This is a genomic window from Streptococcus sp. KHUD_018 (assembly GCF_054861215.1).
Map to the genome: position 1 here is coordinate 1,025,720 of NZ_CM142176.1, position 22,141 is coordinate 1,047,860.

The window sequence follows — 22,141 nt, forward strand, 5'->3', positions numbered from 1 at the left end:
ATAATAGGAATTGGTCTTTCGTTTTTAAGTAATCTTTAATTTACATAATTAATTTTATGTATTTTACAAACTATCCAAAGCATTCTTTTGTTCATCATTGACGATATGGGTATAGAGGTCAGTGACTTGTGTGCTGGCATGTCCTAGCTGATGGCTAACCAAAACTTGCGATTTAGTTGCATCATAGAGTCTAGTTGCTAGCGTATGGCGCAGTTTGTGGGGAGTTACACGGACTTTGAAGTCCTCAGAGTACTTAGCAACCATTTTCTCAACGCTGGAAGTATCGATACGATTGGGAACACCTCTGTAAAGTGTCAAAAAGAGAGCTATATCTGTCTTTTCTGTCTTATAGCGTTGATTTCGAATTGCTAGATAATTCTCTAGGTAAGGCTTGGCAAAGGCAGCGACATTGACAGAATCGCGTTTTCCGCCCTTACGTGTGACATCAATGACCATCATTTTGAGATTAAGGTCTCTTAGATCTAGATTAACAGCTTCAGATAAGCGGACACCGGATGCTAGGAGAAGGGCGATAATGGCCAAATCACGTTCTTTATTTTTATTGAATGACGAGAGAGCGCGATTTGAGAGTTGTTGTGGGTACTCTTGGTCGATATAAGTCAGAAAACCTTCTGTTTCATCGCCTAGAAAGAGTTTTTGCTTGATGTTTTCAGCTCTGGAAGCAAGGGTTTCTTTCTTTTTCTTAGTTGAAACTTTCTTCATTACATTACGATAGAAATAAGGTTCTCCCTGGTCGTTTTCAACTTCCTCGGTTAGATACTTATAAAGACTAGAAAGTGCCGATAAGGTCCGATTGATAGTTGTCTGTGAAACGCCCTGTTTGGTTGTATTAGCATTCAGCAAAGGTCGTTCTCGTAGATATAGGATAAAGGATTCCATGTCTTTCTTAGACATATTTTCCAAGACTGATAAAGGAATGTCAGACATTTTATCAGCATTTGAAATACCAGACTCCAAAACCCAGCTGAAAAATCGATCGTATTCCTTGAGGTATTCGTACAAGGTCGTAAAACTGTAGGGAACAGCAAGCTTTGATTGGTAGTATTCCAGAACATACCAGGGCATGATTTGTTTTAGTTTGTCAATTCGTTCCAGTAAAATCTCACGTTTCATGTATTTTCTCCATAATTAAGTCTACTAGTAGTATAGCATAGACTCATATATTTTTCAAGAAAATTATAGTTTTTCGGAAAGATATTATAGAAGCTTTTATAAATTTTATAGAAAGGAATAAAATAGAAAAAAGACTTAGATCTATGAAATACAGAGCTAAGTCTTTAGAGTTTCTATTGTGAATCATTATCTAGTGCTTTTTCCAGTTTCCAAATACTAAACCAGAATGAAATAGTCAGCAGAATAAGGAAAATAAAAAAGAGATTATCAGTTCAGTAACGAAACTTCTGTTCATTCTACATAACTGAAGAGCTATATAGGGAGCTATGGGATACAAAATACATTGCATAATGGAAATCATTTTCTTTTTCATGATTTTTAATCTTACTGCATAGATTAAATACAGTAAACTCCTTTCTAGCTTTTATTCTTTATCATTCCTAACTTAATTATAGTCTTATTTTTTACAAAGTTCAATTACTTGTATGTGAAATACCTTATCAGTAAGAAATAACCGATCTCATTGCTGAGAATCGGTTTTCTAATGTAATTTATTAAGAAATCTAGAATTCAAAATACATAACATAAATTATGTAAATAATTCCTACAACAACAAATCTTTGACTTTTCCAATTTCACTTTTTGGAATCACCAGGTGAATCATATCACCCAGATACATTCTAGTTGAGCCGTTAACTGTTTGGCTTTTGCCATTATGGACTTGGGTTGTAATGAGGATGTTATGTGGTAAGTTGAGTTCGTGAACCTGTTTTCCAGCGATCTTATCTGATACAGGGATTTCAATAAGGGTGACTTCTCCTTCGTCTGTCGCTTCTTCTGGTAGCATTTTTTCTAGCATAGCTTCATAGACTGGAGCACCCTTGAGCAGATCCATGACGATGTAGGCGACCAAGGTCACTAAGCCAAGTGGCATGAGGTTGCGAATATCTCCAACCATCTCGGTTACGAGTATCATAGCGGTTAAGGGAGCCTTGGATATTGCCCCAAAGTAGCCACTCATTCCTAAAATGACAAATATAGGAAACTGCTCTTGACTGACAAGCCCAAAATTGACACAAATGACACCAACTAGGGCACCAAGTAAGGAACCAAGCGCCAGAATGGGAAGGAAGATTCCTCCTGGGAGACCACTTCCATAGCTAATCATGCTCCAAACAAAACGAATCAGAAAGTAAGCTAAAAGGACTTGGAAACTAAAATCTTGCTCAGTTAAAGAAAGAACGACCTGATTTCCACCACCGAGAATTTGAGGTAAGAAGATCCCGACTGGTATGATAAGAATAAAAGCTAAGATTGGATAATAAGCTTTATCCAAATGGATTTTTTGACCAACCCAGTCATAAACTCGACCAACATTGAGTACAGCTTTCTCATAGAGAAAACCAGAGAGCCCGAGAAAAACTCCCATAAGGAGGTAAATCCAATACTGGTCTAGGGTCATGAGAGGAATGTTATCCGGCATATCCAGTACGGGTGTTAGGCCAAATATGAGCAAAGAAACAAAGTTTGCTACGAGACTGGCTGCTAGAGTTGAGACCCAGAAAAAGCGTGAAAAATGGTGGTAAACTTCTTCTATAACAAAGAGAAGACCTGCGATTGGTGCATTAAAGGCAGCTGCTAGCCCTGCTGCAGCACCACTGGCAATCAAGGAGCGTTCCTCAACAGGGCTAGATTTGAGCCACTTAGCAATACCTTTACCACCGACCGCTCCAAGTTGAATACTTGGCCCTTCTCGTCCTAACATAAGTCCACTGGCAATAGCAAGAATGCCTAAAATATATTTTTTCCAGAGAACGCCCCACCAGTTAAGGGTCATGAGACCTTTTAGTTCGGCTTCGACTTGAGGAATTCCTGAACCCTTGATATCTTTTTCTGACCGAGTCAATTTCGCACTGAGCCAGCTAACAATTAAATAAAATAGGCCAATGATAAAAAGATTGCGCACTAGGTGCGCTTGATCTTGATAGAGGCCTTGAACAAGGTGAAAGCCTTTTTCAATCAAATAACGAAAGGAACCTACGATGAGGCCGACAAAGATACCAACGATAATTCCTCGCCCAACTTGGGATAATATGGTACTTGAGGCAAAAGCGAATTCTTTCTTGGAGCTGAGTATTTCTGACTGTTCCTCCATAATCATTTCCTCTTACTTGTCTTTCTTAGTTGAAACCAGTGTTTTGACTGGTTCAAAACTGGTTCGGTGAATTGGGGTGACACCTAATTTTTCCAGTCCTTCTAGGTGTTTAGCTGTTCCATAGCCTGCATTAGCCGTGAAATCATAGCCAGGATATTGGTTATCATAGTCCTTCATAATATTATCCCGTGTCACCTTGGCCACTATAGATGCAGCTGCGATGGAGAGGGAGTTGGCATCTCCTTTGATAATGGAGGTTTGTGAAATTGGTAACTCCAGTTTCATGGCATCTATCAAGAGGTGCTCAGGTAGCGGACTGAGCTGGAAGATTGCTTCCTTCATGGCTAGTTTGGTTGCTTCATAGATATTGACTTGGTCAATGACTTGATTATCCATGATTCCAATGCCGATTGCCAAGGCTTGATCTTGAACGGCTTGATAAATTTCCAAATGTTTCTTTTTAGGAATTTTTTTACTATCGTTGAGGCCTTTAATCTTACAATTTTTTGGCAAGATAACGGCTGCAGCGACTACAGGTCCAGCCAGAGGACCACGGCCGACCTCGTCAACACCTGCTATTAAGGTCAATCCTTGCTTATAAAGTTCCTTTTCATAGGAAAGCATGTTTTCTAGACGAAGATTTTCCTCGCGTTCAGCCTGAATGGCTTTTTTACGCTTGCTGATTTCTCTTTGAACTCCTGTTCGGCTATCTTTTTCCAGTTCAAGAAAAAGGGAATCGTCTAAGTCTTTGACAGTAGCAAGAAGTTCCTTGATTTCTTTAATCGTCGTCATCGATGTCGTCCAATGTATCTAAGGTATAGTTACCGAGTTTTCCATCACGAACTTCCTTCACGAAAAGACTGTAAAAACGGTCGTAGTCGTCACGGAAACCGAGGGCACGTGTCATATCCATAATGATAACAGGTGCTTCTTCTTCTATCTTCATTTGTTTGAAGCGTTCAGCTAGCTTTTCTGGATAATGCTCTTTGAAATAATTGAGACCAAAAATGGTCACTTCATCCATAGGAAGCAACTGGTCTTTAATTGCTCCAGTTAGGGCTAGTTTGAGTGCGACAGCATCATCTTCAAACTTAGGCCAGAGAATCCCTGGTGTGTCCAGGATTTCAAGGTCTTTATTGGTTTTGAGCCATTGTTGCCCCTTGGTAACACCTGGTTTATTGCCGACCACCGCAATCTTTTTACCAGCCAAACGGTTCATCAGGGTTGATTTTCCAGCATTTGGAATTCCAATAATCATGGTCCGCAAGGTTTCGATCTTGATACCGCGTTCTTTTTGGCGTGCAATCTTATCAGCCATGAGCTTTTTAGCCGCATCAGTCACAACTTTTACAGTCACTTGCTCTTTGGAGTTAATAGCCAGAGTTTGGATTCCCTGTGATTCAAAGTACTGACGCCATTCTTTTGTCATTGCTGGATCAGCTAGGTCTGCCTTGTTTAAAATCAAGAGTTTGGGTTTATCTCCCACAATCTTGTTTAACATAGGATTTTGACTAGATAAAGGAAGACGCGCATCCACCAAAATCGTCACAAAATCAACAAATTTTAAATTCTCCTGAACCTGTCGCCGAGCCTTAGACATGTGGCCCGGAAACCATTGAATAGTAGCCATAATATTTTCCCCTTCCGACTAAAAAAACGTAATAAAACGTTTTCTTTCTCACCATCTATTCTATCATAAATTAGATGCTTTTGCACAGGCTTTGACCACAATAAATGACAAATAGTAATCGTGTGAAACATCCTTGATACCAGTAAGGATTGACTTGACTTTTTTTGCTGACAGGTATATACTTGGTGTATACAAATTCGCGGAGGTAGAGCGATGAATACAGTAAAGACACGAAAGGTGGGAAATTCTCTCACTGTGACCATTCCTAAAAATTTGGGTATGACAGAAGGTCAAGAAATGGTTGTCTATAAAGGGATTGACGGAGTCATTGTCTTAGCTCCAAAACTGAAAGATCCTTTTGATGGGATTACTAATTTGAGAATGACAAACGATTTTGAAGGGGTAAGGTCACTTGATAGCGAAATCTGAGTATATTCCTGAAAAGCAGGATATCATTTGGCTTGACTTTGATCCATCAGTTGGTCGGGAGATTCAGAAACGGCGACCTGCCTTGGTTGTTTCTAGGAGAGAATATGCTTTGCAAACTGGTTTTGTGGCTGTCTGTCCCATTATTACCCATGGTCAAAAACATTTAGCAGAAAAAGGCCTGCTCGTTCCTGTCTCGTCGGATAAGGTAGATGGTGCCGTCAATCCATTTCAACTGTATACCTTTGATTTTCGGATGCGCAATGCTCAAAAAATAACAAGAATGGACACGCAGTGTTTTCAGAAAGTCGTCCAACTTTACCAGTACATCTTTGGAGATACCTAAATCCTACCATGTATAGACAAGGTAGGATTTTTTCTATATGAGCAATCTATCTAAAAATGGGTCAAGGCAGTTTGTCAAAATCCCTCTAATCCAGCTTTCTTGTGCAGATGATAGATGTTCTGCCTGAAGGCATTCTTTTAGAAAATCGCGGATTTGTTCTGGAGTAATTTCAAACTCAAAGGCCTTCATCTTGTAGAAAAAGTCGATTAAATGCTCAGACATGTAATCATCTGAAAAGGCTACTTCACCAGTTTTTCGATACTCCAGTAAGAGTCGAAAAAATCTAGCTTTTTCATCAGGCAAACCACGAAAATAAGAATTAAGAAGCCAAGTCTGCTTCTGCTTTCGTTCAATAGGATCTTGATTTGCAATTCGCTGATCCTTTTCCAGCTCTTTCTGGTTTTGTTTAGCCTTGATAGCCCGTTCGTCTCTATTTTTTCCAAAGAGGATTTTCTCCCATTTTCGTTCTTCTTGGGTGAGAGTTTCTGTAAAGCCAAAGTAATCTTGATAGGCTCGTTCTGCAGGCCCCATGGCAAGGATGAGGTTGTCAGCGTATTGCTTAGCGATTTTATCTCTTTTCTTGCGTTCTTTCTCTGCTTGAATCCGTAAATGCTGCTCGTAGTCGATTTTCTCCTTGCCTAGTTTGACAAGGTAGAGTTGTTCATCGGTCTTACCAAGTAGAAAAGGTTTGATACACTTTTCCAGCACTTCTTCCATACGAGCCTTCTTCTTTGGCTCTGCCTTGGTCCAACTTCCACCTTGAAAGACTTCTAGGAAAAGCTGGTAATCTTTCTCAGGTGCAAATTGATTGCCACGATTGGCTTTGAAAACACCTTTTTCCCAAAACCATTTTAGAAGTCGTTCGTCAAAATCGCTTTTATTGACCTTGATTTTTCCCTTTTTCTGAGCCTTTCTGGTTAGATTTTCAACTTTTCTGAGTAGTTTTTCTTCCTCCTCCAACTGCTGGTCAAGGGACAATCGGTGAAAATGACGAACACAGTCGCTTCCGATAGGAAAGAGGCGTTGTCCTGTAACTCCATTAAAAAGTTCGTAGGCATACTTGATGGCATTCCCACAGACGCAGTTACTACGGCCTATGCCATTAAAAATCAAGGAAACTTCATTCCATTCCTTGGTAGCTTGATCCCAAGTATCGGCTTTTGAAGCCTGTAAAACCGCATCATGCAGGGATTTTCTAACTGGAAGAGTCATGAGGTTTCCTTTCTAGGTTATACTTTTACAACTTGAACCTCGTCTTTACCGAGTAAAATCAAGTATTTCTCAATATTTTCAATCAAATAAGCTCGTGATAAGGCCTCACCATATAGGGCTAACTGGCCACGATAGCGGTCTATGAGTTGACTTGGTTGATCATAACGGTCAGTCTTGTAGTCAAAAAGAACGATGCGATCCTCATAAAGCAGATAGCCATCCAAGATCCCACGGACAACAAAGTCTTCCTGACTCTTTTGGTCTAGTTTGAGCATGGAGAAAGGTTGCTCGCGATAGAGATGGCCGGTATTAGCGAGAATTTCCTGACCAAGTGCTGTATCAAAGAATGCGAGAATTTTAGAAAGATTGATCTTGTCTCTTACAGCTGGACTAGTCTGAACTTGTTTAAGAGTATCTTTCAGGCTAGCAAGTGTTGGTTGCTGACTAAGGTCAATTCTTTGCATCAGTTCGTGGGTTGCACTACCAATCTCAGCTCCTGTTACCTTTGCTTTAGTTGAAAAATCAGGTAAAGCAAAGCTGATTTGCTTTTCCGGTGATTGAGTTTGGTTAGTAATTTCTACCCCTTCCATATCCATAACAGGTTCGTAGAATTTCTTGATTTGACTTGGGGTTTGAACACTTGGTAGTTCAATGGCTGCGCGGTGAAGAGTATTATAAACTTCCACCTCTTTCAGCATTTCCAGAGCTTCTTTGATGGTTTCTGACTGGCGATTGTCTGCTTGAGAGCTATCTTGGAGAGGGCTCTTGTTTTCCAATTCTCCGATAGCTTCTCTAGTCAACTGGTCTTCACCAACAAAACGATAGCTAAAGTTGAGATTGTCCTTGGTAAATACTTTACTGATAGCCCAGACCCAATCTTGGAAATTTCTTGCTTGCAGTCTGGTATTGCTATCTAATTTTCCGTTATTTGCTGCTGGGTATTCCTTGGCTTCTAGCTTTTCAGGAGAACCCTTGCCGACAAGATAGAGCTTTTTCTCAGCCCGTGTCATGGCAACATACAGCAGGCGCATCTGTTCAGAATAGCTAGCCAGTTGCAATTCTTCTTCATTCTGCGTATAAGTTAGGCTGGGAATGGAGAGTTTAATGGTTTTAGGATAGTGAGCTTCTACTGCTCCTGTTTCCACCTTGGCAATGTATTTGACACCAAGCCCATTCTGACGACTGAGAATGACGTCTGACATCGAATCTTGCTTGTTGAAGTCCTGATCCATGTTGAGGATAAAGACGTAAGGGAACTCCAGCCCTTTGCTCTTGTGAATGGTCATGAGTTCCACGGCATCTTTAGGCGGTGCGACGGCTACGCTTGCAAGATCATGCTGGGCTTCTAGGACTTGGTCAATCATACGTATAAAACGCGACAAGCCCTTGAAATTACTCTTTTCAAACTGGTCAGCTCGTAGAGCTAGGGCATAGAGATTAGCCTGCCTAGCAGGACCATTTGGCAAAGCTCCAACATAGTCATAATAAAAACGGTCATTATAAATCTTCCAAATCAAGTCATAGAGAGAGTGGGTTTTGGCATATAAGCGCCAAGAATCCAAGATATCAATGAACTGATTTAATTTTTCAGCTAGAACTGTATAAATCAAGTTTTTCTGGCTTGTTGCCTGTTTTTGAGCATTGACCAGTTTCTCATAGAGATTTTCTTGGACTTTATCTTCTGCCTTCTGAAGAGACAAACGTGCCAACTCGTCCTCATCAAAGCTAAACATAGGAGACTTCATCAGCGCAACCAGAGCATAGTCTTGCAGAGGATTGTGGATGACACGAAGAGTGTCTAGCATGACTTGTACTTCTAAGGATTGGAGATAATTGTTTTGCTCACCGTCGGTTTTAACTGGAATTCCGTACTCAGACAGGGCGAGGAGAATCTGATCATTTCGACTGCGGCTAGAAGTCAAAAGGGCAATTTCTTTAAAGTCTACACCTTTCTCTTGATGGAGTTTAATGATTTCCTTGATGACTAGGCGCATTTCCCCAGTGAGTTTCGTTTCTGTTTGGCTCTCTTCCTCCTCTTGCCCGCTGTCGTCCTTATCGTATAGGAGAAATTCTGCCTTATTTTCTGGATTAGGAGTTAGTTTGGTATTGGCAAAAACAAGCTGGTGCATGCTGTCATAGTTGATTTCGCCGACCTCTTGGTCCATAAGGCGTGCGAAAACATCATTGGTTGCTGATAGCACTTCTGAACTACTACGGAAATTTTCCTTGAGGAGGATTAGCTTGCCTTCTTGAGGATTTTGCGCATAACGTTGAAATTTTTCATTAAAAATCTGTGGATCTGCCTGACGGAAACGGTAGATGGACTGCTTGATATCCCCCACCATAAAGCGATTGTGACCATTCGACAGCAATTCCAGCATTCGTTCTTGAATGTGGTTGGTATCCTGATACTCATCGACCATGACTTCGTGGAATCGTTCCTGATAAGCCTCGCGGACTTGTGGGAAATTCTCTAAAATCTCAATAGTGAAATGACTGATATCAGCAAATTCAAAGGCATTTTCCTGGCGTTTACGTTCACGATAAGCCTCCACAAAATCACTCAAAAAGGTTTGGAAGGTTTTAGCTAGCTCCCAAGTATCTTCATGATAATGTTCTTGGTAGTCGAGAATCATTATCTGGTCCGCCAGTTGTCCTAGTTTAGCAAACTGGGCCTTTCTCTCATCGTTATAGGTATCAGCCAGTGGCTTTAAATCGGCCTTACGACTGGAATTAGCCAGAGCTCGACCGTTTTTCTCCTTCGAGATGGCGACAACACGCGCAAGCACTGCTTGATAAGCCTGGCTATCGGACTCTTGATTTAAGGAACCAATTTCATCCAGAACCAACTGCACATTTTCTAAATAGGCAGCTTTTGGAAACTCATTGGCATCGTTATCCAGATGATAACGGAAAAAGCTTTCCAAATCCCAAAGCGCCTGCTTGATTTGCTCAGTTTGTTTGTCTTTTTCATTTGCAAAGTCAGCTTTTTCAAACCCTTTGAGAAAAGACTCACTAAGCCATTTTTGGGGACTGCTGGTGGATTGAAGAAAATCATAGATTTTGTAGACTTGCTGGCGCAGGCCTCTTTCATCCTTGCCTCGCCCAGCAAAGTTCTTTACCAAGCTACCAAATTTCTCTTTATTTTCACCTTGGTAATGCTCTTCAAAAACCTGATGAAAAACTTCGTTTTTTAAGATTAACTGTTCACTTTCATTTTGTAGAATACGAAAATTTGGTGCGATATCAATCAGATAACCATGCTTGCCAAGGAATTTTTGCGTGAAGGAGTCCATGGTTCCGATGGCAGCGTTTGGCAGGTCTGCCAACTGACGCCCCAAGTGTTGTTTGAGATCAACATCGCTACTTTCTTGGATTTGTTGGCTGATTTTTTTCTCCAAACGTTCTTTGAGTTCGGTCGCAGCCTTAACAGTAAAGGTCGAGATAAAGAGTTGGCGAATTTCCACACCACGCGCTAATTGGTCAAGAATGCGCTCGGCCATAACAAAGGTTTTTCCTGAACCAGCAGACGCTGAAACTAGGATATTCTGCCCTGCTGTATAAATGGCTTCGATTTGCTCGGCAGTTTTCTTTTGTTCCTTGCTCGAATTCGCTTCTGCTTCTTGCAGTTTTTGAATTTCCTCCTCAGTTAAAAAGGGAATGGGCTTCATCGATTCAACTCCTCTCTCATTTTCTCAAACCAAGCTTGCTTGAGTTTTTCTCCTACTAGGCGCTTGCCATCAGCTAAGTCTAACTTCTCTAGAAAACGAGCTTGACCCAAGTGGTAATTGGCTTCAAATCCTGTAATGGCTTGGTGTTGCTGAACGTACGGGGCAATACTTCTGCCATTCTCTGTGTATGGATTGATGGCGAACTGGCCTTCTAAAATCTTCTCAGCTGCTTTCTTATAAAGATGTGCATTGTAGTCTATCAAGAGCTGAAACTCCTCATCTGTCAGCTGATTGGCCTTGTTTTTGTTATATAATTCGCCCAAATGACTGCTTTCTTTTTCTAAAAAGATTCCCTGGTATTTCATAGACTTGCTGGCTTCTACTACTGCTCCTGCCAAATTCTTAACGGTCAAGAGAGATTGGACAGGCTCTGCCATTTCTAGGTACATAGCGCCGAAAAAGTTCTGTTCCCCTTCTTTTTTTAGGGCAGCAAGATAGGTTGGCAACTGGGAATTTAAACCATTAAAGAAATTTGGAAACTGGAACTGAGTCAAACAAGACTTGTAGTCTACAACTCCTAATGCTCCATCAGCTTTCAGGCGGTCAATGCGGTCAACCTTACCTCGCACAAAAACATTGCGGCCATTATCCAACTGGATAAATGCTTGGTCTTTGCCACCAAACGTTGCTTCCTCTTGGATGGTTTCGATGGCTGGATTATGACGTAGGATGTGGCCAGTAGTCCGAGCGACATCAAGAAGAACTTCCTTGGTAAACTGGGCTTCCAAACTTTCCTGATAAATGGCTTCAAATTCCCGTTCTTGACTGGTTTCTTGAATGGCTTGCTCCAGACGTTGGTCAAATGGATTTTCAGCAGGGAGTTTCAAGGCACGTTCAAAAATACGATGCAAGAAATTCCCGTGACTGCGAGCATCTGGACGAAGGCGCAATTCTTCCTGCAAACCTAAGACATAACGGAGGAAATAACTGTATTCATTGCGGTAAAACTCCGTCAAACCAGAGGTAGACAGGTAAAACTCCTTGTCAGCTGGATAAAGTGCCTGCAAGGTCTCTTTCTCTAATGGTTTGCTACTTGGACTAGTTGGGAGTGCTAGATTTGTAAGACCTTTTTGGTCTAGTTTTTTCCCCATCACACGCGCTAGAACCTTGACAAAGGTCACATCTTGCTCATTTTCACTAGAACCTGCCTGCTGATGATAGGCCACTAGACTAGACAAGAGACTGTGATAAGAACCCATATCATCCTTAGACAGACTTTTTTGATGAATCTTCTTCTCTATCCGGCTAAATCCAAAACTCACCAGTTCCTGAAGATAGGCCGATTCCTTGCTCTCATTTTCATTGAGAAGACTTGGAGCGGATAACACCAACTGCTTACGGGCAGCATTGACCAAAGAAAGCATGGTATAGCGATTTTTCTTGAGGTTTTCACTACTTGCAATCAGTAATTGCGCTCCCTCCTCAGTCTCTTGGTTTAGACTTTGTCTTTCTTCGTCTGTTAACAGACTGGTGTTTTGCGCAATTTTTGGTAAATGATCCTGAGTCAGCCCGATGGCATAGACAAAGTCAGCTGTCAGAGGGGCAATCAAATCGTAACTCTGCACCAGAACGGTGTCCACAGTTGCTGGAATAGTACGGTACTGAGAAAGGCTCATCCCAGAATGGAGCAAGGATAGAAAATCCTCTAGACTAACTTGTGAATCAGCAAAAACCGTCGCAAATTGTTCTAAAACATGACAGAAAGCTTTCCAAACTTCAGCTTGTCTTTCCTGTTCTAGAGTTTCCATAGTAGCTGTCAAATCTTGCATCTGCTTGCTTAAAGCAGCATTTTTTAGAAAAGTATTCCACTTTTGCAAGAGATTTTCAGCCTTTTGCTTCCGACTGGCAAATAAGGTTTCAAGTGGCGCCAAAACGCGCTGACGAATAGCGTTCAAACGTTCCAAATCGAATTTTCCGTGGTGGGATTTGGTGAAGGTCTGCTGAAAAGCTGGCAAGCCATTGATGCCAAGATAGCGGAGATATTGCTCAAAAGCATCAATATCCGCTTGGCTAAGGTCAGTATACAGACCAGTTCTGAGGAGATTAATCAAATCTTCCTGACGGAAACGGTAACGTTTCAAACGCAAAATAGATTCGACATACTGAGTCAAAGGGTGGTGAGCCATGGATTCACTTCTACCAAGATAGAAAGGAATCTGGTACTGGTCAAAAATAGTTTTCAGTGATAACTGATAAGAAGCCACATCCCCTAAGAGAATGCGAAAATTCTTGTAACTCAGTTCTGGATGGTCATGTAATTTCTGACGAATGCTACGGGCTACTAATTCCAACTCCTCTTTTTGCGTCAAACAAGACCAGATTTGCAGATTTTCACGGTCCTTCTCATCAACATCTAAAGCGAGTTCTGAAAAGTCATAAGAAGACTCCAGCAAACGAGAGGCCTTGTCAAAACTATCCATTTTTTCATGAGTCTGAGAACGATCCTGAGCAAGCGATTGGTATTTTGCCCCCAAATGATGAAGAAATTCCACACTGGCTTGATAGAGATTCCCTTCAGTGAACGGACTGGTATAAGCCTTCTTGCTTGCATAGGCCCCAATAACAATCTCGACACCTTTTCGATGAAGTAGATCCACTACACGCTCTTCCTCGGCAGAAAAACGGGTAAATCCATCAATAACCAAGGCAATCCGACTGAAATCACTACTTACCTTATCGTTCTCAATAGCCTCAATCAAATGGGACAACTGACTTCCCTGAGCCAACTGGCTTTGATTAAGATAGGCAGTCACTTTCTCAAAAATCAAGAGTAAATCTGCTCGTTTATCCTCATCCGTCAAACTTTCCAAGTCCAAAAAGTTCATTTGAGCAGTCGTCATCTCATGATAAAGTTCAATCAACTGCTGGATAAATTGAGCATCCTGCTTAATTGCACCATAAACACGTAAATCCTTGGGATCGAGTTCCGCAAGACATTTATAAAAAGCCATCCCAAGCCCGATGTCATTTAGACTGGTCGTTGTAGGCAAGTCATTTAACACCAGGTAACGAGCCATTTGAGCAAAGCGCGTAACGGTAATCGCAAAAGAAGCCTGCTGGCACAAGCATTCCAGCACGGCGCGTTCCTTTTCAAAAGAAAGAGAGTTGGGGGCAATGTAGAAGACACGCTTGCCCACAGCAACTAGCTCTTCCGCCTCTCTCGTTAAAATTTCAGTCAAAGAAGTCCGAATATCAGTATAAAGTAATTTCATCTCAGCCTCGTTGGAATTTTTCATTACCTTTTATTATACCATGATTAGCCCAGCGATCCTTCAAATAAAGCCTTGTTAAAAGTTAGTAACACTTTATAGTATAAATACATGAAGAGAAAGAAAAAGTCATTGTTTGCATTATTCTCCAAAAGTTAGGTGAAAGAATCTAACTTTTGTCAGGGAGAAATACAAAACAATGCTTTTTTGAATTCAAGCTCTTTGGTATACTTAATCTTTCAACATCTTAATGAAGGTTTTATCCTGAATTGCTAGAGGCATTTTAGATAGCATCTTCATCCCGATATTGTGGTTACTCTTGTAAATGCGTTTTGGTTTCGGATCAGTAACTGCTTTTACCGTCACTGCGCCAATTATAGAGGCAGGTTTTGCATTCTTGGTACTTGATTCGAGTAAGGGCATCATCCGTTTCAGTGCTTCCTTGTATAAGTGTGTCTTATTTAAAAATTTCTCAAATTCAAGGTGAGCTCCCTTTTCCATATCTGTTTTGAAAGCTCCTGGACGAACTGTAATAACTGGAATATCAAAACAAGCTAATTCTCTGCGCAAACCGTCTGAATATGCTTCAACAGCATGTTTACTAGCTGTATAGAAACCTGAGAAAGGGGCTGTAGCATAGCAACCATATTCACTTGAAAAGTTGATAATCCGCCCTTTACCTTTCATAATCATTGGGAAAAAGACCTGATTGACAGAGTAAGTTCCAAATACATTGACATCGAAAATCTTTTTTATAGTTGAGACATCCTCTTCTATCAACGATCCCGTATGCATGATACCAGCTACATTAACCACAGCTTCCAGACGGTCCGTGAACTGACTCACTTCTGAATAAACTTTTTTCAAAGCTTCCTGATCACAAATATCTACTTGAAAATGATGTTGCCCCTTCTTCTTTTGGTCAGGAAGAGGTGCGAGGTCTAAACCAATGACATCATATTCTTTTTCTAGCAGTTGATTGGCTACCTCTAGCCCAATACCGCCACGTGCTCCTGTTACTACTACATATTTTTCCATGATTATTCCTCACTCTGCTTGATTAAGTGCAGTTATAACTGCTTCAAATAATTGTTTACCTTCTGGTGGCATATTGACCAATAGTTCATTAACGGTTAAATTGTAAGCATATTGAATCATATCGTTAGTTGTCATGCCTGGCATATAAGATTCCAACATCTCCACTGCAAGTGGCTGATCCAAAATTTCTTTAAGGGTTGAATCCATAGAATAACGGGCCACACTCAAGTCTGTATTTGTCGGGTATTCATAATGATAGTGACCAGAACCCAGTTCAATAACTTCTTCTTTTTCAGGTAATATTAGCTGAGCATGAGTATTGGCCGGAATTGTCACATCTACTTGAATCTGCCCGTTTTCACAACGCCAGCTGACTTCAATCAAACCATATGGTGATTGAAGGGAAGCATTGACCCATGAAATTCCCTGAATAAACTGCGGTTGAATGCGAAAAACTTTGTACCCTGGCTCTACAATCTGAATGCCTGCTAATTTCTGATGCATCCAAGATCCAATTGAACCATTGGCATAATGGTTAAAGGAATTCATGCCAGATTCGTCAAAGGTTCCATCTTCTTTGAGGGAATCCCAACGTTCCCAAATGGTTGTAGCCCCTTTTTTCACCGCATAAAGCCAGGAAGGATAATCTTCTTTGAGGAAAACTTGTCCTGCTAATTCATGTTGCCCATTCTCTGAGAGGGCATGACAGAGGTATGGAGTACCAATAAAACCAGTCGTCAAATGGTTCTTGTGTTTGTTGAGATTGGTTACCAAGGTTTCCATAACACGTGAACGGTCTTTGTCCTCCACTAGGTTAAAGTAAAGGGCAAGAATACAAGCTGTTTGGGTTTCAGATACCAAGCGACCAGTACGAGTAGCATACTCATTACGAAAGTCTGATAAAATGGCTTGGTATTGTTGCTGATAATGACTAGCATCTTCTTTGAGTCCTAAAATCTCTGCGGTATCTGCAACAATTTTTGTTGAAAGAGCATAATAAGCAGAAGCAATAAAATAGACATCTGTTGCCCCAACGCGATCCGATGATTCTTCCCTATCCAATGCGACCCAGTCCCCATATTGGAAGCCTTGCTGCCACAAGTGAATCCCATTCTGGGTTTTGCTAGTGATGTAGTCTACCCAACCTTTCATACTGCTATATTGGTCTTCCAAAATACGCTTATCGCCGTAAGCCTGATATAGCTCCCAAGGAATAATGGTGGCTGCATCACTCCAACCAGCAGCGCCGTCTTGATTTCCAAGGATGTTTGGAACGACATGAGGAACACCGTACTGTTTTGATTGCTCAGCTTTAAGATCACGAAGCCATTTTCTAAAGAAGAGGGCACTATTAAAGTTAAAGACAGCAGTACTAGCAAAGACTTGAGCATCTCCGGTCCATCCTAATCGTTCGTCCCGTTGCGGGCAATCTGTTGGAACATCTAAGAAATTCCCACGCTGACCCCATTGAATGTTTTGGTAGAGACGATTGACCAGCTTATTTGAGCTAACAAAGTCTCCTGTCTTTTCCATATCTGTATGGAGGACACAGGCTGTAAAATCATTGAGATCTATATCATCTACAAGACCTTCTACTCGCAAGTAACGAAAACCATGGAAGGTAAACTTAGGCATAAAGATGTCGATACCACCACTTGCAATGATATGGTCCTGTGAAGTAGCTGCTCGAAGGTTTTCTGTATAAAAGTTTCCATCCTTATCCAAAACTTCTGCATGTGAAAGGATTACTTCGGTTCCTCGAGGTTGGTTGATTTGACACTTGATAACACCTGTCAAATTTTGCCCAAAATCGAGCACAACTTCCCCTTTTGGTGTAATTATTTTCTCGATAGGAGATAGCTCCATAGTCACCCTTGTTGGCTCATTTTCTTGAGCAACTAGCATGTCTTTGCCGTGCTCAAACAAAGAGACAGATTTGCGTGGTTTTGGCCCAGCAGTGAAATCTACATGTTCTCCCAAGTAGATTTCACTGAGCTGGATAGGTCCTGTTTCATATTTCCACTCTTCGTCACTGAAAATCCAACGAACAGTTCCATTTTGGTCTTCAAGGCGAATAGCTACCAAGGCAGCAACCTGATCTCCGTAATGGTTAGACTGACCTGCAAAACCAAGGAGCCCCTTGTACCAGCCGTTTGCTACGGTCATTTTTAAAGTATTATCAGAAATTAATTCTTCGGTAATATCATAAGTCTGGTACTGCAAACGATGATGGTAACTAGTCCATCCCGGTGCTAAAAAGTAATCCCCAACCTTTTTCCCGTTGAGTTCTAATTCGTAAGCCCCTAGGGCAGTCGCGTAAATTCTCGCAGACTTAATAGGTTTATCCAATGAAAATTCTCTCACATAAACTGGTGGCACGGTACCTAGATCTTCTGAATGGCTAATCCACTGCCAATCCAAATTACTTGGATTCAACAAACCTGTCTCAAATTGTCCCTTGATTTCCGCAGTTTCATCGTAATTATTGACCACTTGAACTTGGACTTGATAAATGGTAGAAGGTTCAAAGTTTGAACCTTTGTATGGAACGTGGGTAGATTGTTCGGAAGTTACCACCCCACTGTCCCAGACTACTCCGTCACTGTTACTGACAAGAATTTGGTAACTCTTTTGAAGGGTATTTTCTTTGTCAGACTCTAATATCCAACTAAAGGCAGGATTTGCTACATCCAAACCAAGTGGATTTATTTGATATTCAGTTTTTAATTCTTTTAAAGTTAACATGATACTACTCCTTACAGAAATACTTATATTCTCTGAAACATTCATCAGTTAATTTTTAATTATCATTCAAAATAACAATAATCTTTAAAAAACATAGGACTGGAAAATTATTTCCGGTTCTATGTTCACATACTATAATTTCACACTTAGTAGATTGTCACCAGGTTTTACTTGTCCTGTTGCGATTGGACTGACAGATTTATAATCATCTGTATTAGCAATAATGACCATAGTTGTATCATCTAAACCAGCTTCAATAATCTTATTACTATCAAAGGTTCCAAGAAGGTCTCCTTCTTTCACTTGATCTCCTTGTTTCACCTTAAGCTTAAATCCATCGCCATCCATGGTTACAGTATTAATACCAATGTGAACGAAGACTTCAGCACCATCTTTTGTTTTAAGAGTCAAGGCATGTCCAGTTGCGAATGCCAAAGTAATTTCACCGTCTGCTGGAGCATAAACCTCGTGACCAGTTGGTTTAATGGCAAGACCTTGACCAACAACACCATTTGAAAAGACTGGATCGTTAACATCACTAAGTGAAAGAACAGTTCCTTCAATAGGAGAGCTGATTGTTTCGCTTGCTGTTGGAGCTGTTTGTTGAGATTCAGTCTCTACGGTTTCCTCTTCTGATTCTTCGCCACCGCTTCGACGAGCTGCGATTGCCGCATAAATTTCAACCATACGACCTTCCAAATCAAACTTGCGAAGTGATAGGTAGATGATAAGATTTAGAGCAAGTGGAACGTAAATTGAAAATGTAAAGATTGCTTGACGAACGGCTTCTGATGCAACAGTCATACTAGCATTATAGCTAGCGACTGCTAAACACCAACCGACCAATGATGAACCAATCCCTGTACCAATTTTATTCGCAAAGCTTTGTGCTGCACTAGAACGACCTACCATTTTGATTCCAAATTTATAGTCATTATAGTCTACAACCATGGCCATAAGTACACCAGTCAAAGCCATAACTGGGATGTTTGTAAAAGTTGTAACTAAACCAATTGCTGTATTGAAGACAAAATGATAAGGATTTAAGATACGAGCTGCAGTCAAAACAGTCGCAATAAGAGCCATAACTTTCAAAAGTTTTGTTGGACCGAATTTTTTCACTAGTGGAGTAAGAAGGATAAATCCTAAAATACTAGGGATAAGACCCAATCCTCCCATAACGGCTACTAAATTGTCATTACCATAGATCCATTTCGCATAGTAAGTACCAGAAGTTCCTGTCAATCCAAATGAAACTTGTGAGGCGAAGTTGATAATCAGAAGTAGAACCCAGTATTTATTTTGAAGCAATTTACCAAGCGACTCTTTAAAGTTTATTTTTTCTTCTTCTTCAACTACGACTGCTTCTTCTTGAGTTTGGCGACTATCTACCGCTGATTCACGTGAATACTTGTAACAGATTAACATTGACAGGATGATTAAGGCACCAAAGACAGATGCTAATTTAATCCATGCACTTTGGTCACCACCCAAAATATTGGTAACTGGAATAACCATGATAGAAATAACCATCCCTGAAACATAGCCAGCTGCTGCACGCCAAGTACCAATATTACTACGTTCTTCCTGACTACGAGTTCTGACGATTTGCAAAGATGTATAAGGAACTGAAACTGCTGTGTACAAAATAGAGGTTAGAAGCAAGTTCATAATCATAACGTAGCCCAAACGGAACCAGTCTGCACCTGTTGGAACGGTAAACATTGCTACCAAGAGTAAACCTGCTGGAACACCAGCTTTCAAGAGCCATGGACGGTACTTTTCTTTACCTGCTGGAGTATTATCCACAATTGATCCCATGATCAAATCTGTAAAGGCATCAATCACACGGTTAATAATGAAGACCGTTGCAATAGCACCTGCAGCTAAACCTACTTTGTCTGTATAAAAGTAAGTTAGTTGCCCAATCAACCCTGAAATAATGTTCAGAGAGAACATCCCTAGCGAATCTGCAAAGTAATCACGAATTCGCATCACTTTTTGAATACCATCACGGTCGTAACGGATAGCGTTTTTATCTTTTTTTCCCACGATATTTTCCTCCTATAAGTAGGTTTGTATTACTGATTTAAAGCTGCGACTAAGCCTTCCAACATTGATTTTTCAATACCAGGAACAAAGCTCAAGAGCTGTCTCAATGGCATTCCTTCCATCATTGCCTGCATCATTTCACCACTAACAGCGTCTGATTCACTATTTTCAGCAATCTGTTTTGCATCTTCATTTCCTGCAAAGGCTCCTCCCATTAGCTGTTCAAATATTGGGCCAGCATGTTTATCTGCCAAAATTTCTCCAATAGTTGAATTGAGATGGAATACTTTTCTCGGTGTTTGTGCAGGAGATACCTTCACATCTGCAACTAAAACTTTCTCTGCAGCAGACTTGGCAATAATCACTTGATACTGACCTTCTTCCACTAACCAGTCATGTGCTTCTAAATCCCAGTAGGCAAACGCACGTTTGTCCAATTCGAATCTGACTGTCTTAGTCTCACCAGGCTCAAGACCTATTTTATCGAAAGCACGCAATTCTAGACTAGGTCGAATGATGGTGCTGGTTGGTGCTGCGACATAGACCTGCACGACTTCTTTTCCGAAACGCTCTCCTGTATTGGTCACATCGACACTTACAGAAAGTTTCTCTGTATCTGTTAGTTCTGATTGACTAAGTACGAGATTGTCGTAACGGAAGTCAGTATAAGATAAACCATGACCGAATGGGAAGAGGACTGGCATTTCTTTAGAAGCATAGTAACGATACCCCACAAAGACTCCTTCTGTATAATGTGATTTGTCCTTCTCACCACCGTAATGTAGATAGCAAGGTGTATCTTGCAAGCGAAGTGGGAAAGTTTCAGCTAGACGTCCGCTTGGATTTGTTTTACCATACAGTAAGTTTACAGTTGCTTCACCAACTGCTTGTCCACCGAGGTAAACCTCAAGGACTCCTTTTACTTTATCAATCCATGGCATTTCAACTGCTGCCCCATTATGAAGGACAACGATAAGATTTTCTTGAACATGACTAAGTTTCTCCAACAACTCTACTTGATTCGCTGGTAGTTGCATGTGCTTACGATCGTACCCTTCTGATTCATAACGGTCTGGAAGACCGATAAAGAGAACTGCAACATCTGACTTCTTAGCCAAATCAAGCGCTTCTACTTCTAACTCTTCAACAGCAACATCTAAAGCATCGTCATAACCTCTAGCGTATTGAACATCCAATCCAGTTGATGCTTCCAAAGCAGACACGACTTTAAAACTATTGATATGCGAAGAGCCGCCACCTTGATAACGAGGAGCTTGGGCGTATTGTCCAATGAAAGCAACTTTTTGTTTAGCTTTAAGAGGTAAAATATTGTCCTGATTCTTTAACAGAATACTAGATTCTTCTGCCAATTCACGCGCTACTTGATGATCGGCTTCTCGATCAAATACAGCTGATTCATCTCGATTGTCAACATATTTAAAAACAATATTCAGGAAGCGCTCAACAGCTTGATCAAGAACTGCTTCATCAAGTTCACCTGATTCAACTGCAGCTACAATTTCCTTATCCGTGCGGTCAGACATACTTGGCATTTCCAATTCACAACCGGCTTTGAGTCCATCCACGCGATCATTCATAGCTCCCCAGTCAGTCATGACATAGCCGTCAAAGCCCCACTCATCACGAAGAATATCTGTCAAGATAAGTTTATTCTCACAAAGATAGGTTCCGTTCAATTTATTGTAGGCTCCCATCATGGTCCAAGGTTTTGCCTTCTTAACCATATTCTCAAAAGAAGCTAGATAGATTTCTCTCATGGTGCGCTCATCCATAATAGAATCACTGGTCATCCGATGGAATTCTTGATTGTTAGCCATGAAATGTTTTGGGCTGGTTGCAACGTTTTTAGCTTGAACTGCTTTGACATAGGCTGTAGCAATTTCAGAAGATACAAGCGGATCTTCTGACAAGTATTCAAAATTTCGTCCACAAAGTGGTGAACGTTTGATGTTCATGGCTGGTCCCAAGATAGTAGAAACGTTCTCAGCTTGGCATTCATTTGCAAGAGTGTTTCCAAGTTTGCTGGCACTTTCTCTATCCCAGCTAGAAGCAATGGCACATCCTGCTGGGAAACAAACCGCAGGAATACTTTCATTTAACCCTAAGTGGTCTCCTTCCCCCTCTTGTTTGCGTAGTCCATGAGGGCCATCTGATAACATGACTGATGGAATCCCCAAACGCTCAACTGCTTTGGTATTCCAAAAGTCTCTTCCTGAACACAAACTAGCCTTTTCTTCTAAAGTCAGTTGTTGTACTAAGTCTTTAATATTTCTTTCAGACATTGTTTCTCTCCTTTTGTTAACGTTTACATTTATATGATATAATTTTTAAAAGTTGAAATATTGTAAAAAAGTATTTTTTTTTATAATTTAATATCTATTTTAAAATTTAGTATAAAGGAAATTTTTTTATTTAAGGTAATTTATATAGGTTTGCTACTCC

13 protein-coding genes are annotated in these 22,141 nt (G+C 40.7%); 2 read left to right on the forward strand and 11 right to left on the reverse strand.

Features of this window, described 5'->3' with window-relative positions; all coding sequences use genetic code 11:
- Positions 1-63: 63 nt before the first annotated feature.
- From xerS to ylqF, 4 genes are all read right to left on the reverse strand, one after another.
- Positions 64-1,134, reverse strand: coding sequence for a tyrosine recombinase XerS (xerS, locus tag ACVBD2_RS05190; RefSeq protein WP_000817861.1), 1,071 nt, complete (start codon positions 1,132-1,134; stop codon positions 64-66).
- A 604-nt stretch (positions 1,135-1,738) separates the two neighbouring features.
- Complete coding sequence (locus tag ACVBD2_RS05195) at positions 1,739-3,289, reverse strand: ClC family H(+)/Cl(-) exchange transporter (RefSeq protein ID WP_461686276.1); 1,551 nt, start codon at positions 3,287-3,289, stop codon at positions 1,739-1,741.
- A 12-nt stretch (positions 3,290-3,301) separates the two neighbouring features.
- On the reverse strand, positions 3,302-4,081 hold the full coding sequence (locus ACVBD2_RS05200) for a ribonuclease HII (protein WP_461686277.1): 780 nt from the start codon (positions 4,079-4,081) through the stop codon (positions 3,302-3,304).
- Positions 4,068-4,919, reverse strand: a complete 852-nt coding sequence (ylqF, locus tag ACVBD2_RS05205; RefSeq protein WP_084948073.1) for a ribosome biogenesis GTPase YlqF — start codon at positions 4,917-4,919, stop codon at positions 4,068-4,070. Before ylqF ends, ACVBD2_RS05200 begins: the two co-directional genes overlap by 14 nt.
- A gap of 213 nt (positions 4,920-5,132) precedes the next feature.
- On the opposite strand from ylqF, the gene mazE reads away from it, so the two are divergent.
- Both mazE and ACVBD2_RS05215 read left to right on the forward strand, forming a co-directional pair.
- Positions 5,133-5,348, forward strand: a complete 216-nt coding sequence (mazE, locus tag ACVBD2_RS05210; protein ID WP_045617137.1) for a type II toxin-antitoxin system PemI/MazE family antitoxin — start codon at positions 5,133-5,135, stop codon at positions 5,346-5,348.
- A complete protein-coding gene (locus ACVBD2_RS05215) occupies positions 5,332-5,691 on the forward strand; it encodes a type II toxin-antitoxin system PemK/MazF family toxin (RefSeq protein WP_461686278.1) in 360 nt (119 codons plus the stop codon). Before mazE ends, ACVBD2_RS05215 begins: the two co-directional genes overlap by 17 nt.
- Before the next feature lie 33 nt (positions 5,692-5,724).
- On the opposite strand, the gene ACVBD2_RS05220 is transcribed toward ACVBD2_RS05215, so the two are convergent.
- From ACVBD2_RS05220 to ACVBD2_RS05250, 7 genes are all read right to left on the reverse strand, one after another.
- Positions 5,725-6,903, reverse strand: coding sequence for a hypothetical protein (locus tag ACVBD2_RS05220; RefSeq protein WP_461686279.1), 1,179 nt, complete (start codon positions 6,901-6,903; stop codon positions 5,725-5,727).
- A gap of 17 nt (positions 6,904-6,920) precedes the next feature.
- Positions 6,921-10,574, reverse strand: coding sequence for a helicase-exonuclease AddAB subunit AddA (gene addA / locus ACVBD2_RS05225; protein WP_461686280.1), 3,654 nt, complete (start codon positions 10,572-10,574; stop codon positions 6,921-6,923).
- Positions 10,571-13,846, reverse strand: coding sequence for an ATP-dependent nuclease subunit B (gene rexB, locus ACVBD2_RS05230; protein ID WP_461686281.1), 3,276 nt, complete (start codon positions 13,844-13,846; stop codon positions 10,571-10,573). Before rexB ends, addA begins: the two co-directional genes overlap by 4 nt.
- A gap of 228 nt (positions 13,847-14,074) precedes the next feature.
- Positions 14,075-14,881 carry an SDR family NAD(P)-dependent oxidoreductase gene (locus ACVBD2_RS05235; RefSeq protein ID WP_461686282.1) on the reverse strand — a complete coding sequence of 269 codons (807 nt, stop codon included), beginning with the start codon at positions 14,879-14,881 and terminating at the stop codon, positions 14,075-14,077.
- Between the two features lie 9 nt (positions 14,882-14,890).
- Positions 14,891-17,626 carry a family 78 glycoside hydrolase catalytic domain gene (locus ACVBD2_RS05240; RefSeq protein WP_461686283.1) on the reverse strand — a complete coding sequence of 912 codons (2,736 nt, stop codon included), beginning with the start codon at positions 17,624-17,626 and terminating at the stop codon, positions 14,891-14,893.
- Positions 17,627-17,758: 132 nt separating this feature from the next.
- The gene (locus ACVBD2_RS05245) at positions 17,759-19,678 is read right to left on the reverse strand and encodes a glycoside-pentoside-hexuronide (GPH):cation symporter (protein ID WP_461686284.1); all 1,920 of its coding nucleotides are present in this window, start codon (positions 19,676-19,678) and stop codon (positions 17,759-17,761) included.
- Between the two features lie 29 nt (positions 19,679-19,707).
- Complete coding sequence (locus ACVBD2_RS05250) at positions 19,708-21,981, reverse strand: glycoside hydrolase family 3 C-terminal domain-containing protein (protein WP_461686285.1); 2,274 nt, start codon at positions 21,979-21,981, stop codon at positions 19,708-19,710.
- Positions 21,982-22,141 lie beyond the last annotated feature (160 nt).

Coding starts and splice junctions, on each gene's coding strand:
- xerS (WP_000817861.1), bottom strand. CDS start 1,134: ATGAAACGTGAGATTTTACTGGAACGAATTGACAAACTAAAACAAATC.
- ACVBD2_RS05195 (WP_461686276.1), bottom strand. CDS start 3,289: ATGGAGGAACAGTCAGAAATACTCAGCTCCAAGAAAGAATTCGCTTTT.
- ACVBD2_RS05200 (WP_461686277.1), bottom strand. CDS start 4,081: ATGACGACGATTAAAGAAATCAAGGAACTTCTTGCTACTGTCAAAGAC.
- ylqF (WP_084948073.1), bottom strand. CDS start 4,919: ATGGCTACTATTCAATGGTTTCCGGGCCACATGTCTAAGGCTCGGCGA.
- mazE (WP_045617137.1), top strand. CDS start 5,133: ATGAATACAGTAAAGACACGAAAGGTGGGAAATTCTCTCACTGTGACC.
- ACVBD2_RS05220 (WP_461686279.1), bottom strand. CDS start 6,903: ATGACTCTTCCAGTTAGAAAATCCCTGCATGATGCGGTTTTACAGGCT.
- addA (WP_461686280.1), bottom strand. CDS start 10,574: ATGAAGCCCATTCCCTTTTTAACTGAGGAGGAAATTCAAAAACTGCAA.
- rexB (WP_461686281.1), bottom strand. CDS start 13,846: ATGAAATTACTTTATACTGATATTCGGACTTCTTTGACTGAAATTTTA.
- ACVBD2_RS05235 (WP_461686282.1), bottom strand. CDS start 14,881: ATGGAAAAATATGTAGTAGTAACAGGAGCACGTGGCGGTATTGGGCTA.
- ACVBD2_RS05240 (WP_461686283.1), bottom strand. CDS start 17,626: ATGTTAACTTTAAAAGAATTAAAAACTGAATATCAAATAAATCCACTT.
- ACVBD2_RS05250 (WP_461686285.1), bottom strand. CDS start 21,981: ATGTCTGAAAGAAATATTAAAGACTTAGTACAACAACTGACTTTAGAA.